Source organism: Verrucomicrobiota bacterium JB022, from assembly GCA_030673845.1.
Classification (GTDB): Bacteria; Verrucomicrobiota; Verrucomicrobiia; order Opitutales; family Oceanipulchritudinaceae; genus WOUP01.
Window position 1 is genome coordinate 169885 of sequence record JAUTCQ010000017.1, and the last position, 14718, is coordinate 184602.

General features: G+C 63.4%; 15 protein-coding genes and 1 riboswitch. Of the genes, 4 read left to right on the forward strand and 11 right to left on the reverse strand.

Features of this window, described 5'->3' with window-relative positions:
- Window positions 1-5 precede the first annotated feature (5 nt).
- Window positions 6-1664, reverse strand: coding sequence for a S8 family peptidase (locus tag Q7P63_13500; protein ID MDP0501104.1), 1659 nt, complete (start codon window positions 1662-1664; stop codon window positions 6-8).
- Window positions 1665-1914: 250 nt separating this feature from the next.
- Window positions 1915-2886: a hypothetical protein gene (locus Q7P63_13505; protein ID MDP0501105.1), complete on the reverse strand. Its 972-nt coding sequence runs from the start codon at window positions 2884-2886 to the stop codon at window positions 1915-1917.
- A gap of 92 nt (window positions 2887-2978) precedes the next feature.
- Here Q7P63_13505 and Q7P63_13510 point away from each other — a divergent pair, with 92 nt between their 5' ends.
- Complete coding sequence (locus tag Q7P63_13510) at window positions 2979-3488, forward strand: hypothetical protein (GenBank protein ID MDP0501106.1); 510 nt, start codon at window positions 2979-2981, stop codon at window positions 3486-3488.
- Here the strand turns inward: Q7P63_13510 and Q7P63_13515 are convergent.
- The 3 genes from Q7P63_13515 to cutA all read right to left on the reverse strand — a co-directional run bounded on the left by Q7P63_13515 (window position 3454) and on the right by cutA (window position 5017).
- Window positions 3454-4239, reverse strand: a complete 786-nt coding sequence (locus tag Q7P63_13515) for an alpha/beta hydrolase family protein (GenBank protein MDP0501107.1) — start codon at window positions 4237-4239, stop codon at window positions 3454-3456. The genes Q7P63_13510 and Q7P63_13515 overlap by 35 nt on opposite strands.
- A 210-nt stretch (window positions 4240-4449) precedes the next feature.
- Window positions 4450-4608, reverse strand: a complete 159-nt coding sequence (locus tag Q7P63_13520; GenBank protein MDP0501108.1) for a small basic protein — start codon at window positions 4606-4608, stop codon at window positions 4450-4452.
- Between the two features lie 73 nt (window positions 4609-4681).
- A complete protein-coding gene (gene cutA / locus Q7P63_13525) occupies window positions 4682-5017 on the reverse strand; it encodes a divalent-cation tolerance protein CutA (protein ID MDP0501109.1) in 336 nt (111 codons plus the stop codon).
- A 150-nt stretch (window positions 5018-5167) separates the two neighbouring features.
- On the opposite strand from cutA, the gene Q7P63_13530 reads away from it, so the two are divergent.
- Window positions 5168-5866 carry a hypothetical protein gene (locus Q7P63_13530; GenBank protein ID MDP0501110.1) on the forward strand — a complete coding sequence of 233 codons (699 nt, stop codon included), beginning with the start codon at window positions 5168-5170 and terminating at the stop codon, window positions 5864-5866.
- Here Q7P63_13530 and Q7P63_13535 read toward each other — a convergent pair whose 3' ends face one another.
- On the reverse strand, window positions 5867-6541 hold the full coding sequence (locus Q7P63_13535) for a hypothetical protein (protein ID MDP0501111.1): 675 nt from the start codon (window positions 6539-6541) through the stop codon (window positions 5867-5869).
- 141 nt (window positions 6542-6682) lie between these two features.
- Window positions 6683-6830: riboswitch (cobalamin riboswitch) on the forward strand.
- A gap of 86 nt (window positions 6831-6916) precedes the next feature.
- Between Q7P63_13535 and Q7P63_13540 the strand changes: the two genes are divergently transcribed.
- Window positions 6917-8533, forward strand: coding sequence for a TrkA C-terminal domain-containing protein (locus Q7P63_13540; GenBank protein MDP0501112.1), 1617 nt, complete (start codon window positions 6917-6919; stop codon window positions 8531-8533).
- A 49-nt stretch (window positions 8534-8582) separates the two neighbouring features.
- On the forward strand, window positions 8583-9059 hold the full coding sequence (locus tag Q7P63_13545; GenBank protein MDP0501113.1) for a hypothetical protein: 477 nt from the start codon (window positions 8583-8585) through the stop codon (window positions 9057-9059).
- A gap of 208 nt (window positions 9060-9267) precedes the next feature.
- Here the strand turns inward: Q7P63_13545 and Q7P63_13550 are convergent, their stop codons facing one another.
- The 5 genes from Q7P63_13550 to Q7P63_13570 are packed head-to-tail and all read right to left on the reverse strand — an operon-like array spanning window position 9268 to window position 14488.
- Window positions 9268-10038 carry an ABC transporter ATP-binding protein gene (locus Q7P63_13550; GenBank protein MDP0501114.1) on the reverse strand — a complete coding sequence of 257 codons (771 nt, stop codon included), beginning with the start codon at window positions 10036-10038 and terminating at the stop codon, window positions 9268-9270.
- A 10-nt stretch (window positions 10039-10048) separates the two neighbouring features.
- Entirely contained in the window at window positions 10049-11056 is a 1008-nt protein-coding gene (locus Q7P63_13555) for an ABC transporter ATP-binding protein (GenBank protein ID MDP0501115.1), read from the reverse strand.
- A 1-nt stretch (window position 11057) separates the two neighbouring features.
- Window positions 11058-11951 carry an ABC transporter permease subunit gene (locus tag Q7P63_13560; protein ID MDP0501116.1) on the reverse strand — a complete coding sequence of 298 codons (894 nt, stop codon included), beginning with the start codon at window positions 11949-11951 and terminating at the stop codon, window positions 11058-11060.
- Entirely contained in the window at window positions 11944-12864 is a 921-nt protein-coding gene (locus Q7P63_13565; protein ID MDP0501117.1) for an ABC transporter permease, read from the reverse strand. Before Q7P63_13565 ends, Q7P63_13560 begins: the two co-directional genes overlap by 8 nt.
- A 4-nt stretch (window positions 12865-12868) precedes the next feature.
- Window positions 12869-14488 (reverse strand): peptide ABC transporter substrate-binding protein, encoded by a 1620-nt coding sequence (locus Q7P63_13570; protein MDP0501118.1) that lies wholly within the window; start codon window positions 14486-14488, stop codon window positions 12869-12871.
- Window positions 14489-14718: the final 230 nt, after the last annotated feature.

Sequence of the window (14718 nt, forward strand, 5' to 3'; positions counted from 1 at the left end):
GAGTTTTATTCGTTGTAAGCTTCCCAGCCCTGGGTGGAGTCATTCCAGAACATCCAATGATTTGCACCCGTGCTGTGGAAATTAATCCAAGCGTTGTCACTGTAGCGCCAGAACCAAGGATGTGTGCTAGGATCTACAGAAATCCAGCCTAGATTTTCGCGCCATACCGTATGCGTTGTCATCGGTTCATCACTGTCAGCCCATTCTTTCAGGCCATCCTGTTGATTGCACTGAAAGGGGTAGAACCATGAGTTAATGAAGAGCATTCTGTTTGCTGAACCACCAAGAGAGCCGGTGATCTTTCCAATAGAGGCTTGATTCTTGATTGCCTGTTGGACTTGATCCGGTGTAAGCGATGGGGATTGCTCTAAAATTCGTGCCGCTGCCCCAGCCACATGGGGAGAAGCTGAAGACGTCCCGCCTTCATGCCAGAAAGCATAGTCATAATTATCATTATGGCTTGCGGAATAGAGTTCATCAGCAGGGCCCCAGACATCTACGACACTACCGTAATTTGAGTAGGGGCTTTTTGCATCGTCCCGAGTCAAGGCCCCCACTGTAATTGCATTAATGATGCGGGCAGGAGACCTGTTTGCTGCGTTTGTCGATTCGTTTCCAGCTGAAACAACAACGACGATGCCCTCGCTAATCATTTGTTCGACGGCTTGGTCCATGGCCGGAGAAGGATTACCCCCAAGGCTCATGTTTGCTACACCTGCTTGACTGATATTATGATCCGCTAAGACTGCATTAATACAGGAGATGATTGTGCTGGTCGAGCTATGGGGATTAGCGCGGGTATGAAACCACTTGTAAGAGTGAATTGTGGCGTGTTTTGCAACTCCAAAATATGTGCCTGCGGCTAGTCCCGCGACGAATGTTCCGTGGTTCTCGGAATCCTGAACGCCTTGGCCTGTGGCATCATATAAAGTGCCTACTCGACCGCTAAAGTCTTGGTGGGTTGCGTTGAGCCCGGTGTCGATAATGTAGATGTGAACACCGTCGCCCTCATAATCATATCGATAAGTGCTGTCCTCAGGTGTGCTTTGATTTCGTTGGTCTATTCTGCTAAGATTCCAAGGCGCTAACTGATCAGTATATGAAAGTGCAAAGGGCTTGTCCGCCTCTACGCTCTTCACGCCAGGCAGCTTGGCCAGAGCGGTCGCTTGTTCGGCGGTGAGCTGGGCGGAGAAGCCAGCGATGGCAAAGTTCCAGGCAGAGTGGAGTTCGCCGCCGACTTCGGAGACGAGGCGCTCGGCCAAGGCGTCGAGGGTTTCACCCGCGTCGGTCACGCGCTTGCTCTCGTAGCGGGACTCGGCGACCAGCTTGTAGGGGAATAGTGATTCGTCGAAGGTAACGATGTACTGGTCCGGTACCGCGTCGAGGCCCATCGAGTGGGCGAAGTTGGCGCGGGCGGCATAGCTGGAGCCCGCGCGTTGGATTTCAGCGGCGTTGGGCTGGCGGGTGGTGACGGTGAGCCAGCTAGGCACCGGCTCCAGGTCGGCCAGCTCTTCCTTGAAGAGCTGAGAGCGCAGTGCGCGGGCTTCAGCTTGCGCGTCTGCGCGCTGGAAGCGGATTTCAGCAATACCGGCCTTCAGCGCCTCTTCGCTGGGCGGAGCGGGGGTGTAGGTGGGCGCCGGCGTCAGTGGCCCATAATCAGGCATCGGCGTCGTGGGCTGTGCGGCCAGCGGCAGCGCAGCGATGGAGGTCAGAAGGGCGAGCGAGAAACGCCCGAGGGGGGGGGGTACATTTTGTCATGTTAATGCGATATGTATAGCCAGAAGGCGTGCTTCTTTTGCATTGATGACAACGATAGGTCAACTATTTTTCGAGTGATAATGGTGAGCTTAAAACATCGCTTGGGTAAGGTATAAGTAACGTTTTTGATTTTCTGATTTCATTATCGTTTGCTCCCTACTCCCCCTGCCCGCCGAACATCTGGGCGGCCATGCGGAATTGACCGATCTGGAGGACGAGTTGCTGCTCCTGATTGCGGCGGAAGACCTCGAGTTGCGCGGGCGTGAGGTAGGGCACGACGGCTTGGGCGACGAGTTCGTTGGCCTGACGCATCTCGGTGGCGTAGGTGTCGATGTTGGCTTCGTTGATGCGGGTGAGGTCGCTGTTGTTGGGGTCGGTGACGAAGGTGGAGGTAAAGGGATACTGGCGGCGCGTCTCGTGGATTACGTCGACGAGCTGATTGTAGGTATCGGCCCCGAGGGGTTCGCCGGTGTTGCGCAGGTTGCCCGCGAGCCCGTCGAGCTCCATGCGGATGCCGAGGGTGTCTTCGAAGTAGTTGAAGGCGGCCATGTCTTCCTCGCTGTTGAGGAAGGTGCGGAGGTCTTCGCGCATCTGGGCCTCCGTCTCCTGCATCTGCTGGAGGGCGGCGGCTCGCTCCTCATCGGTCACGCTGCTGCGCATGCCGAGCAGGCCAAAGTTGACGCGCCCCATCTGACGGGCCAGCAGCAAGTCGTAGAAGTATTCCCGCTCCTCCGGGGCAAAGTCGTACTGCTCTGCCAGCCGCCGGTAGAGGACTTCCATGGTGCTGCGCTGCTGGGCGGTCACCATCTCGCTCATTGCGGGGTTGTTCTCAATCATGTTGGCCATCTCGTCCATCAGGGTCGACTCCTGACGCTGGCGGGTGGAAGCTGCCGCGGGTGGGGTGGCGACCGCTTGGGTGCGGACGTCCTCCAGCTCGGCCTTGAGACGTTCGACTTCGCGCACCATGGCAAGCTCGGCCGGCTCCTGGGTGGTGATGGCGGTCGACTGGGCGAGGGCTTCGGCCAATTGGGCGTGCAGGCGGTCGATCTGGCGGTGTTGGAACAGGGCGAGCCCGGCGAGGGCCGCGCTGAGCAGGGTCAGGAGAAGGAGGGGCGTTTGTCGGCGCATGATAGCGTTAGTATGCCAGCCGTAAGCATGAATGGCAATGCCGAAAAGTGAGGCTGGCCACTGGCGCTGCCAAGCGTTTTCATGCTCGGCACATGATGCAGCGGCCGGAGGTGAGACGATCGGTACGGACGAGTCAAACACTCGGCTGGGGCTATGCCGCGCTCGGTGCGCTGGGGGTGGTGGGGCTGCTCTTCGACCGCTCGTGGCTCACGTGGCTGGGTATCGTGGTGCCGCTGATCATCGGGGCGGGCGAGCTGGTGCTGAGCCGCCGCCTGCAGGCTGCTCCGGGCCCGGGGACCGCGCGTGCGCTCTGTTGGCACCAGTTGTGGATCCTCGTCTTGTGGGCACTGACTTCCTGGGCGCTGTGGGCGCTGGATTTCGAGGCGCTTTTTGCCGAGCTGCCGCCGTTGCTGCAACAGGGGGTGGAGCAGGCCGTGGCGCCCATGGGGTGGACGGGTGCGGACTACTTGCGCATCGTCTGGCACGGCACGTTGGTCGTGATGAGCGGCGTCCTGGGGGGCAAGCTGCTGATTGTGGCCTGGGTGCACCACCGGGCGGTGCGCAGCTTCAGGCTTCCGCCCCCGAGGCCAGCATCCATTTGAGGGCGGTCTGGATGTGTGTGTCCCAGTAGCCCCAATCGTGCGCCCCTTCGTTCTCGACGTATTCGACCGGCACCCCGCACTTGTGGGCGTGGGCGATGAAGCGGCGGTTATCGGGCAGCAAAAAGTCGTCGCGCCCGCAACAGGCCCAGAGGCGTGGCAGCACGCGGCCGGTCATTTCCGCCTCATCGATCAGCCGCAACAGGTTGTCGGGGGAGTCGACGAGGCGCTTGTGGGTGCCGAAGATGCGGACAAAGTCGTCGTGGATACGCTCCTCGCACGGGCGGTTGGCGAGATCGAGCGCACCGGAGAGGCTGGCGGCCGCGCCCCACTTCTCCGGCTGGCGCAGGGCAAGCTTGAAGGCCCCGTAGCCGCCCATGCTCAGCCCGGCGACGAAGTTGTCTTCCCGCGCGGCGGAGAGGCGGAAAAAGCTGCGGGCGACCTCGGGCACCTCTTCGCTCACATACGTCCAGTAGCGCCCGCCGGAGTGCATGTCCGTATAAAAGCTGCGGTGCACGTTGGGCATCACGACGGCGAGGCCGAGCGGTGCCACGTAGCGCTCGATGCTCGTGCGCCGGCACCAGATCGTATGATCGTCCGAGAGGCCGTGCAGCAGGTAGAGCGTGGGGTGGGGGCCGTCGCTTGCGCGCCCTTGGAGGCCGATCTGGCGGTGGGTGCGCTCGGGCAAAATGACATTGAGCGTGCTCGCCATCTCGAGCACTTCGGAGAAAAAGTTGACCTGCAAAAACGCCATCGTTCCGAACAAGGGGTTACTGGGGACAAGACCTCCTGAGCCAATCCGATCGGCAGCCAGTGGCCAAGCTCCTTTGGGACGGACGGTAAGACGAATCGACCGATTTGAAAAGGCCTGCGCGGCAGTTTCCGCCGTCTCGGGCGCCCTGTTTGGGCACAAAAAAACCTGTCCACCGAAGTGAACAGGCCGGAAAGTGGGTCGGGGACAGACCTATTCCTCGGGCAGCGTCTTGCGCAGGCCCTGGACGCGGTCGCCTTCCTTCCACTGGCCACGCTTCTTGAGCAGGGCAATGCGTTGGAAACGCTTCAGAACGTTGCGCGCCTTCTTTTTGCCGCTGCCGCCGGCCTTGAAACTGGGATGTTGGGACATGGTCTGTATTCCGTTGAAAATGGATGGTCGAAACCAGGAAAAGCGGCAAAGAAAGCACTTCGCGGGAGGGAGATCAAGCGTTTTCTTGCTCGGAGAGGCAAGAACGGCGTACCCAGCGTGCATATTCCGGCGCTGCCCGCTCCACCGGCACGGCCAGCCACTCCGGAGTATCGTAGGGATGCTCGCGCTGGATAAAGCGTTCCAGCTCCACCAGCTTCTCGCGTGGGAACTTCACCACCAGGCGGTATTCCGCCTCACGCTTCAATTCGCCCTGCCAGCGGTAGAACGAGCGCACCGGCCCCTCCACCTGCACACAAGCCGCCAGCTTTTGCTCAACCAGCCTGCCCGCCAGCGCCTCCGCTTGGCCCTCATCTTCGAGTGTCGTATAGCCAATCCAGATCTCTGCCATGTCGGACAAAATATGTCTTTTGGCGCAGAATGCCAGAGAGAGCTGCCTTTCGAGGCGCTGCCAGGTGATAACTATCGATCGCGTTGCTAATACTCTTGTCTTCTTCGGCTGCTCGCATATCACCAGCCTCAGCCTCTTCTCCGTTGCTCTATGCGTTCCTGTGTCCTACTTGCTTCTTCGGCTGCGCTGTTTGCCGCTCCTTCTCTGTCCGCCATCGTCATGTTCACGGCCACCGGCACCGTCTCCCATGCCGACGGTACCGCTTTTTCTCTAGGCCAGACCCTGACGCTGGTGTTGGTGACTCACCCGGCTCTCGACGCCCTCGCGCCCAACACCACCAACGACACGACTGCCGTCGAATACTCCTACACCATCGAAGGCGAGACGCCGATCTGGAGTCAGGTGGCACTCACGGGCACGACTGGCCAATGGGCGGACACCCCCGATGGCCTCGATCCTCACAGTTTCGTGTATAGTGACGATCTTTCGGCCATTTCCATGATTGCCAGTACGGACCGTGACGGCGGGATCGGCCTCTTCGCGGGCAACGTGGAGATTCAGACGATCTGGCTGACGGTCGAAGGGCTCAACCCGGGCTTCGAGACCTTTCCGGGGGACGAGACGGCGAACCCCAACACTATCTGGGACGCCGACGGCATTGGCGATTTCGCCTTTGGGGCCTTCACCATCACCGCGCTGAATTCCGGCAATGAGTTCGAGTATTACGACGTCGATCTCACTTCTTTCACGGTTACTGCCGGTTCGGCGATTCCCGAACCTGCCACCACGGCGGGAGTGCTTGGTCTGCTCGCCGTGTGCGTCGTGGGCTGGAGGCGCTGGAGAAGATAATTACTTGATGCCCAAGATGCGCTCGGCCTCCTGGAGATCGGCCATGGTGTCGATGTCGAGGGCGTATTGGGGCTCCACGGGGTAAAGCAGGGGCTTGTTGCCGATGCGGCAGCCGGTGCGGAAGACGGCGTCGCGCGTGATGGCGTAGAGGCCCGTCGTTTCGAGCAGATACATGGCGTCCTGAGAGCGGGGCAGGCCGTCGGGGCGGTGCGGGTCGTAATTGATCGCCTTGCCTTGATACCAGATCCAACCCGGCTCCTCCGTCACGAGAAACATCGAGTCGTACTGGTCGAGGCAGTTGAGGAACTGCGTCACGCTTTCCATCAGGATCTCGCCCTTCAGGGTCACTGCCGTCACGAACACCTGCAGGTAAGCGTCGTATTCGTGGTGCTGGAGCGCGAACTGGTGGATCAGGTGGTTGCCGTTGGCCTGATCGCCCGCAAACCACGGGAGGCGCTGGTGGAACTTGAGGCGGTCGCCATAGCGCGCGCCCAGCATGTCCATGACGGATTCGTGCTCGGAATCGACGTAGAGGTCCCACTCGGGCGGGGCGCACCGCACCAGCTCGTCCAGCAGCCAGCAGCAGAGCGGCTTGCCGCAGAGGTCGCGGAAATTCTTGTTGGGCACCCGGGTGCTCGTCCGGGCTTTGATCGGGATTTGAACCGCCACGCGCATGGCAGGCACATTAAGCGCTGCTTTTGGAGGAGCGAGTGCAAAGTAGGGGTGGCAGAGGGAGCTGCTCGCTTCTATAAGGTTGCCTTCTGATAAGTTTTGTTAATCCAAGGCATGTTTTGCATAAAGAAAACTTGACTGAAGGCCGGCTCCGGGCATGATCGGCCTCGACTTCTCGGGAGCCATCCGGGGAGCTTCGGGGGAATCCCGTGTGAATCGGGAGCTGACGCGCAACTGTGACTGCCCACGCCGGGTGGGAGCCAGAATGCCCACGAACGACCATCGATCCCGCGTCTGGAGGGTGGCCTGCGCGGCGCGCCGACATGTGGCGAGTCCGGGGGCCGCTATGCCAACGCCCCATAGACCCTGTCGCCGCACATGAACTCAACCATATTCGAGACCATCCTGAGCAACCCGCTGCTGGTGCTCTTCGGCCTGATCGGCCTCGGCCTGCTGCTGGGCAATCTCCAGTTTCGCGGGATCAACCTCGGCTCGTCCGGCGTGATCTTCGTCGCGCTGCTGGCGGGCCACCTGGGGATGAAAGTGCCCGCCGGGGTAGGGCAGATCGGCCTGGTGCTCTTCGTCTACAGCGTCGGCATCGGTGCGGGCGCCCGGTTTTTTGGCGCGATGAAGCGCGAAGGCAGCCAGTTGGCCAAGCTCGCGGTGCTGGTCGTCGGCTCCGGCGCGCTGACCGCCCTGCTGGCCGCCTGGATCTTCCACATCGAGCCGGGCCTCATCGCGGGGATCTTTGCCGGCGCGCTCACCAGCACGCCCGCCCTCGCGGCGGCGATCGAGGGAGCCGGGCAGGGCGCGGCCGGCCCGGTAGTGGTCGGCTATGGTATCGCCTACCCCTTTGGGGTGATTGGCGTGGTGCTCTTTGTGCAACTCCTGCCCAAGCTGCTCGGCAAGCGTTTGGAAGACGAGGCGGGCGAAGAAGAAACTGCCCCGACGCCTACCGTTACCCGTCGCCTGATCGAGGTGACGAATCCCAACCTTTTCGGCCAGCGTTTTGCGGAGAGCAAGCTGCCGCAGCTCGGCGCCTGCCTTGTCTCGCGCGTCTGGCGCAACGAGCGCCTGGAGCCCGTGACCTACGAAGACACCTTCGAGCCCGGCCAGTTGCTCCTGCTGGTGGGCGAGCCCAGTGCGCTGGAGCTGGCGACCGAGTTCGTGGGTCGCGCGAGCGACCGCAAGGTGGTGCTGGATGCCGACAACGAGCGCCAGGTGATGGTCGTGACGAGTCAGGACGTGGTCGGCAAGTCGCTCAAGGAGATCGACCCGTTGCGCAACCACGGGGTGGTGATCACCCGGATGAGTCGGCTGGAGTTCACGCTCGTGCCCCAGCTGGACACGCGACTGGAAAAGGGCGACTTCATCACGGTGGTCGGCTCGGAAAACCGCCTGAAGAAGTTCGCCAAAATCGTGGGCCACCATGCCAACGCTTACACCGAGACGAGCCTCGTCTCGCTCGCCATCGGCATCGCGCTGGGCATCGTCCTCGGGCTGATTACGGTGCCTCTGCCGTGGGGCGGCACCTTTTCGCTCGGCCTCTCCGGCGGCCCCTTGATGGTGGCGCTGCTGCTCGGCCACTTCGGCAAGGTGGGCGGCATCCTCGGCTACATCCCGCGCCCCACGCGCCTGCTGCTGCAAGAGATGGGCCTCGTGCTCTTCCTCGCCGATGCCGGCACCAAGGGCGGCGCTACCATGGCCGAAGCCATCGCCAGCCAAGGCGCGATCATCTTTGTGATCGGTGCTGTCGTGACGCTCGTCCCGATGCTCTTCGGTTTCCTCGCCGCCCGGAAGATCTTCCGCATGCCGCTCCCGCAAGCCCTCGGCGGCATCTGCGGCGGCATGACGAGCACCCCCGCCCTCGGCACTATTGTCGCCAAGACGCCCCTGCAGGCCCCCATCGTCAGCTACGCCACCGTCTACCCCGTCGCGGTCATCCTCATGGCCCTGCTCGCCAAGCTGCTCATGCAGGCCGTCGGGATGCTGTAGGGGGAGCAATCGTTCTTGCGCTCCCTCGCTCAGGCAAAATGCTAGATGCATGAAGCGTTTTTGGATCGGCTTGGCGGTGGGAGGATTTCTCGGAGTGGTCGGTGGCTTTGTCGCCGGGGTCTGGCTTGGCCACGCGGCGGGAGTGGAGGAACCTAAGCCGTTCCAGCTGGGCACCACGGCTTCTCCTGAGGGCGTGAAAGTGCATACTGTAGGGTCGGCGCACATGTCTCGGGTGAACGGCAAGAGGAGCTTTCGCGTGACGTCGGCCGCGATCGACTTCGAGGCGGCTCAACTTGGGCAGCCGTTGAATGAGTTTCTGGAAGCGATTCATGCTCCCCAAATGCCCTACGGAGGATCCACGCCGACGGGCGAATTAATTTGCGAGCGCCTGGTCGAGGATCGGATTGAGTTTCGCGTTTACAAGCTCAAGAAGGGCATTGTTACCGAGCAAATCGACGCCGGTGAGCGCGACGCTCCGGCAGACAATCTCGATTACGCCTTTCCGTTATCGAATTCGGAGCCCTAGGAGCGATAGCGGCTGGAAGGAAGCTGCACCCACGATTTGCCTAACGCGCTGTGGAGTGCGGCGCTTCGCGCCGATCTGGTTTTTGAAGTCCGGCTGGAAGCTTCCAAAGACTTACGATAGGAGTTGTGCGCCGCTTCTATTCCAATCCAGATCGGTGCAGAGCACCGCACTCTATAGCGCGTTAGGAAACTAGAGGAACCTCATTTATTTATCGTACCCGCTTGTCGGCGGCGGAGGCGAGTAGCTCTTGCGTGTAGGGGTGTTGGGGGGCGTGCAGGACGTTTTCGGCGGGGCCTTGCTCGACGACTTCGCCGCGGCGCATGACGGCGACCCGGTCGGCCCAGTAGCCGACGAGTTCGAGGTCGTGCGTGATGAAGACAAACGTCAGCCCCAGCTCGCGGCGGAGGGATTCCAGCAGGTTGAGGATCTGGGCTTGGATGGAGACGTCGAGGGCGGAGACGGGCTCGTCGGCCACCACCACGCTGGGCTGGGGCAGGAGCGCGCGGGCGATGGCGATACGTTGGCGTTGACCGCCGGAAAACTCGTGCGGGTAGCGTTGGGCGGCGTCGGCCGGCAGGCCCACGCGGTCCAGCCAGTGCTCGATCTCGCGACGTGCGGCCTTGGCGTCCATGCGACCCGGGCGGCAGCGCAGGGCCTCCAGCAGCGATTCGCGGACCGTCAGGCGCGGGTTGAGCGAGGCGTGCGGGTCCTGAAACACCATTTGCACGCGGTGGCGTTGACGCCGTAGCGCGGTGCCGCGCAGGCTGCTCCATTCGAGGTCATCGAGCCAGATACGCCCGGCGTCCATCGTCTGCAGGTGCAGGATGCTGCGGGCGAGGGTGCTTTTGCCGCTGCCGGACTCGCCGACGAGGCCCAACACTTCGCCGGGCCGGGCTTCAAGCGATACGCCTTTGAGCGCCTGCACCGGTTGGCTCTTGCCGCGCGCGGGGAACGTCACCCGCACGTCTTCGATGCGCATATGTCCTTGCTCAGCCACGTGGGCCTCCTTCCCAGGCGGGCAAGACCGCGTCGCTGGCCCTCACCCAATGCCCCGGTGCCACTTCTTCGAGCGGCGGACGCTCGTTGCGCCAGCGGTCGCCGCCGGTCACGCCCGGGCGCAGCAGCAGCGGGTCTCCCACCGGCGGGCGACGCAGGTCTGGTGGATTGCCGGACAGGGCGTAAAGGGGCTGGCCTCGCAGCGCGGCGCTGGGCCGGGCGCGCAAGAGCGCCTGCGTGTAGGGATGGCGCGGACGCTCGCAAATCACCTCGCTGGGGCCGATCTCCATTACCTGCCCGGCATACATCACCATCACCCGGTGGCAGCGTTGGGCCACCACCCCAAGGTCGTGCGTGATGAAGAGCACTGCCGTGCGCTGCGCCTGGCACAGCTCGCCAAGCTGGTCGAGGATCTGACGCTGCACCGTTACGTCGAGCGCGGTCGTGGGCTCGTCGGCGATGAGCAGGCGCGGCTCCAGGAGCAGGGCCTGCGCGATCATTACCCGCTGGCGCATCCCGCCGGAAAACTCGTGGGGGTAGCTGCGGATGCGTTGGGCGGCGTCGGCGATGCCCACCCGTTCGAGCGCCGCCACCGCCTGGTCCAGCGCCGCCTTTTTGCCCAGCCCATAGTGATGCCGCAGGCCCTCGGTCAACTGCGTGCTGAGGCGCAGGTAAGGGTTGAGCGACGTCATCGGGTCCTGAAAGATCATGCCGATCTCACGACCCCGCACGCCGCGCAGGGCCTTCTCGCCCAGCTTCAGCAGGTCGATGGGGCCGCTCTCGGTCTCGAAGCGGGCCTGCCCGGCCACGATCTGCGCGGGCGGCATCGGGAGCAGGCCGATCAGGCTGCTGGCCATCACGGATTTGCCGCTGCCGGACTCGCCGACCACGCCGAGCACTTCGCCCGCCTCCAGCGTAAACGACACATCTTCGACCGCGTGCACGGTTTCGCCGCGCAGCGCAAAGCGGGTGGTCAATCCTTGGACGTCGAGCAGTGGCATCTCAGTGGCGGCGGGATTGGGGGTCGAGGGCGTCGCGCAGGCCGTCCCCGAGGAAGTTGAGGCAAAAGAGCGTCACGCTGAAAAACGCGGCGGGGATGATCAGCAGGTGCGGCGAGCCCGTCATCTGCTCCGCCCCCAGCTTGATCAGCGAACCCCACGAGGGGTCCGGCGGCTGCACGCCCAGCCCGAGGAAGCTGAGGAAGCTTTCCAGCAGGATTACAGTGGGCACCGTGAGGGTGGCATACACGACGATCACGCCCAGCACGTTGGGCAGCAGGTGGCGGCGCACGATCTCCCACCACGGGGTGCCGAGCATCCGGGCCGCGAGCACAAAGTCCCGCTCCTTCAGCGAACGCACCTGGCCGTAGACCATACGGGCCATCGTCAGCCATTCCACTGCCGCGATGGCGACGAACAACAGCCAGAAGTTACGCCCGAAAAACGCCAGCAGCATGATCACAAAGATCGTGAACGGCATCGCGTAAAGCACGTCGACCAGCCGCATCATGAGGCCGCCGATGCGCCCGCCCGCGTAGCCTGCCACGGCCCCGTAGGTGACGCCAATCAGCAGCGTGATGGCGGTCGCGACAATGCCGATGCCCAGCGAGACGCGCCCGCCCACCATCACACGCACCAGTTGATCGCGGCCCAGGTCGTCGGTGCCGAAGGGAAACGCGGCGGAGGGTGGGGCGTAGATGCGGCTGTAATCCTGCGCGTCGAAGCCGTAGCCGCGCAGCCAGGGGCCCACGACGCAAAAGAGTGTGATACCGATGAGGATGACGAGGCTCGCCAGCGCCAGCCGGTTGCGCGCGAGGCGGCTCCAGGCGTCGCCCCAGAAGGAGCGAGACGGCGGCGGCAGTTCGTCGACGATGGGGGTGGCGTGCGGCTCAACCATGGCGGGCCTTGACGCGGGGGTCGAGCCAGCCGACCGCCAAGTCGACCAGCAGATTGAAGAGCGTGACGAAGCCTACGTAGACGCTGACCGTGCCCAGCACGAGCATCTGGTCGCGCCCCAGCGCAGCTTGCACAAACTGTCGGCCGAGGCCCGGCACCTGGAAGATCGTCTCGATCACAAACGAGCCGCTGACCACCCCGGCCATCGCCGGCCCGAGGAACGACACCGTGGGCAGCAGGCCGCCGCGCAGCGTGTGGCGCAGGAGGATCTGCATGGGCGGCAGGCCCTTGGCGCGGGCCGTCTTGAGGAAGTCCTGGTTGAGCACCTCCAGCATGCCGCCCCGGGTCACGCGGGCCACAATGGCCCCGTAAACGAGCCCCAGCGTAAGCGCAGGCAGGATGCGGTGCTCCGGGTAAAACCAGCCGCTGACAGGCAGTAGTCGCCACTCCACGCCAAAAAGCCACGAAAAGAGCGGGCCGAGCACGAAGGTGGGCAGGCAGATGCCGATCATGGCAAACGACATCACGGTGTAGTCGGGCCAGCGGTTGTGATGCAGCGCGGCGGCCATGCCGGCGCTGAGGCCGATGGCCAGTGCCACGAGCAGCGACCACGCGCCCAGCTCCAGCGATACGGGTACCGTCTGCGCGAGGATCTCCCCCACGCTGCGCGAGCTGTGGTAGCTGGGCCCAAACTCACCCTGGAAGAGGTTGGCGAAGTAGCGCACGTATTGCACCGGGGCGGGCTGGTCGAGGCCGTAAAGCGTGTTGAGCTGCGCCTGCACCTGCGGGCTCAAGGCGCGCTCGGAGCTGAAGGGGCTGCCGGGCGTCATCTGCAGCATGACAAACGAGAGCGTGACGGCGGCCCACCACACCACCACGGCCTGCAGGAGGCGTTGCAACACGTAGCGGCCCATGGTCTCAGTTCCCGCCTTCGAGCGAAACAAACTGGTAGGGGTGCTGGTCGAGCAGGTTGAAGTGCCAGCCCTGCACGCGCTCATCCTGCAGCCAGCGGCGGGCGTAGAAGTAGACGGGCACCACCGGCATCTCCTCCATCAGGATCGCTTCGGCGGCGGCCATCTGGCGCCCGCGCGCGGCCATGTCGGGCTCGCGCATGGCCTGGGCCACCAGCCGGTCGTATTCGGCGTTGCTCCAGTTGCTGTCGTTGTTGCCGCTTTCGCTGATCATGATCTCCAGAAACGTCAGGGGGTCATAATAGTCAGCGACCCACCCCATTCGTCCAATCTGAAATTCGCCTTGTGCGCGCCGTTCGAGGTAGGTCCGCCACTCGATGTTCTCCAGCCGCACCCCGATGCCCAGGTTTTCGCGCCACAGGTTGGCCACGGCTTCGGCGATACGGCGGTGGCCCTCCAGCGTGTTGTAGGTCAGCGTCAGCTCGGGGAAGCCTGCCCCATTGGGGAATCCGGCTTCGGCCAGGAGCCGCCTTGCCTCCGCCGGCTTGTAGCGGGCCGGGCCTTCGTAGGCGTACTGGTTGAAGCCGTCGGGCACAAAACGGTGGGCCGGGCGCTCGCCGCTGCGGGTGATGTGCTGGACGATCACGCTACGATCCAGCGCCAAGGCGAGCGCGCGCCGCACGCGGGCGTCGTCGAGCGGCTTCCGGTCGGTATTGAGGGCGTAGTAATAGGTGCCCAGTTGCTGGCCCTCGACCAGGGTGGGATCGCCGCGCATCTTGCGCCGCTCATAGTCGGAAGTCGGCAGGCTGTGCGTGAGGTGCAGCTCGCCCGCGTCGAACATCCGGGCGCTGGTCTCGTCGTTCTCGATCGGGAAAAAGTCGATCCCCTTGAGCGCCACGTTTTCACGGTTCCAGTAAAAACGGTTGGGGCGGGCCTGCAGGCGGCTGTTGGGCTCCCAGCGCGTGAGGACAAAGGGCCCGTTGCCCACGATGTTGCCCGGGCGGGTCCACGCGCCGCTACGATCAAACAAGCCGCCGTGGGCCTCGATGGTGCCGATGGGCACGGGATACCATGCGTAGTGGGTGAGCAGGGTGGGGAAATACGGGGTGGGGCCGACGAGGGTGAGCTGCAGCGTGTGCTCGTCGAGCGCCTTGACGCCCACTTTGCCGAAGTTGCTCAGCCGGCCCTGATGGTAGTCTTCCGCATTTTTGAGCCGGTAGAGCAGCGTCACGAAGTCTGCCGCCAGCTCAGGCGAAAGCATGCGCTGGTAAGAGCGCACGAAGTCGTGGGCAGTCAGCGCCGAGCCGTCGGACCACCGGGCATTTTCGCGCAGGCGGAAGGTCCAGACGCTGGCATCGTCGTTGTGCTCCCACTCTTCCGCTACTCCGGGCAACACCTCGCCCTCGCGCTCCGGGTGGGGCACGAGCAGCCCCTCAAAGAGCGCCACGATGACCTTGTGCTCCGGCTGGCCGGAGGCGAGTTGAGGGTCGAGCGTGGCGGGCTCTGCGCCGCTGTCGATCAACAGGATGCCTTCCTTCGCCGCCCGGTCGACGGGGGCTTCACGTTGGCCGCAGCCCGCCAGCAGGGCGAGCGAGAGCACCCAAAGGCACACTGAAGCAATTCGCATGGCCCCAGTGTAGAGGGATTCCGCCGCTACTGGCAATGATGAGCGGGAGTTTTAAAAAGCGAAAGGGCAGGAATCGCTTCCCGCCCCTGCGTGTATTATTGAGATCGTCGAGGCTCGGGGCCTGTCCGCCATCATGGACCCTACAAGGTTGAGAGCCTCTGATTTTGGGACTCAGGCAGCATCCTGGAGGGATGCCATCTCTGTAGCCTGCAGTTGAGGTTCGCGAAGCG

Excerpts from the sequence above, each read along its gene's own strand:
- Q7P63_13500 (MDP0501104.1), bottom strand. The coding sequence starts at position 1,664 with ATGCCTGATTATGGGCCACTGACGCCGGCGCCCACCTACACCCCCGCT.
- Q7P63_13505 (MDP0501105.1), bottom strand. The coding sequence starts at position 2,886 with ATGCGCCGACAAACGCCCCTCCTTCTCCTGACCCTGCTCAGCGCGGCC.
- Q7P63_13510 (MDP0501106.1), top strand. The coding sequence starts at position 2,979 with ATGATGCAGCGGCCGGAGGTGAGACGATCGGTACGGACGAGTCAAACA.
- Q7P63_13515 (MDP0501107.1), bottom strand. The coding sequence starts at position 4,239 with ATGGCGTTTTTGCAGGTCAACTTTTTCTCCGAAGTGCTCGAGATGGCG.
- Q7P63_13520 (MDP0501108.1), bottom strand. The coding sequence starts at position 4,608 with ATGTCCCAACATCCCAGTTTCAAGGCCGGCGGCAGCGGCAAAAAGAAG.
- cutA (MDP0501109.1), bottom strand. The coding sequence starts at position 5,017 with ATGGCAGAGATCTGGATTGGCTATACGACACTCGAAGATGAGGGCCAA.
- Q7P63_13530 (MDP0501110.1), top strand. The coding sequence starts at position 5,168 with ATGCGTTCCTGTGTCCTACTTGCTTCTTCGGCTGCGCTGTTTGCCGCT.
- Q7P63_13535 (MDP0501111.1), bottom strand. The coding sequence starts at position 6,541 with ATGCGCGTGGCGGTTCAAATCCCGATCAAAGCCCGGACGAGCACCCGG.
- Q7P63_13540 (MDP0501112.1), top strand. The coding sequence starts at position 6,917 with ATGAACTCAACCATATTCGAGACCATCCTGAGCAACCCGCTGCTGGTG.
- Q7P63_13545 (MDP0501113.1), top strand. The coding sequence starts at position 8,583 with ATGAAGCGTTTTTGGATCGGCTTGGCGGTGGGAGGATTTCTCGGAGTG.
- Q7P63_13550 (MDP0501114.1), bottom strand. The coding sequence starts at position 10,038 with ATGCGCATCGAAGACGTGCGGGTGACGTTCCCCGCGCGCGGCAAGAGC.
- Q7P63_13555 (MDP0501115.1), bottom strand. The coding sequence starts at position 11,056 with ATGCCACTGCTCGACGTCCAAGGATTGACCACCCGCTTTGCGCTGCGC.
- Q7P63_13560 (MDP0501116.1), bottom strand. The coding sequence starts at position 11,951 with ATGGTTGAGCCGCACGCCACCCCCATCGTCGACGAACTGCCGCCGCCG.
- Q7P63_13565 (MDP0501117.1), bottom strand. The coding sequence starts at position 12,864 with ATGGGCCGCTACGTGTTGCAACGCCTCCTGCAGGCCGTGGTGGTGTGG.
- Q7P63_13570 (MDP0501118.1), bottom strand. The coding sequence starts at position 14,488 with ATGCGAATTGCTTCAGTGTGCCTTTGGGTGCTCTCGCTCGCCCTGCTG.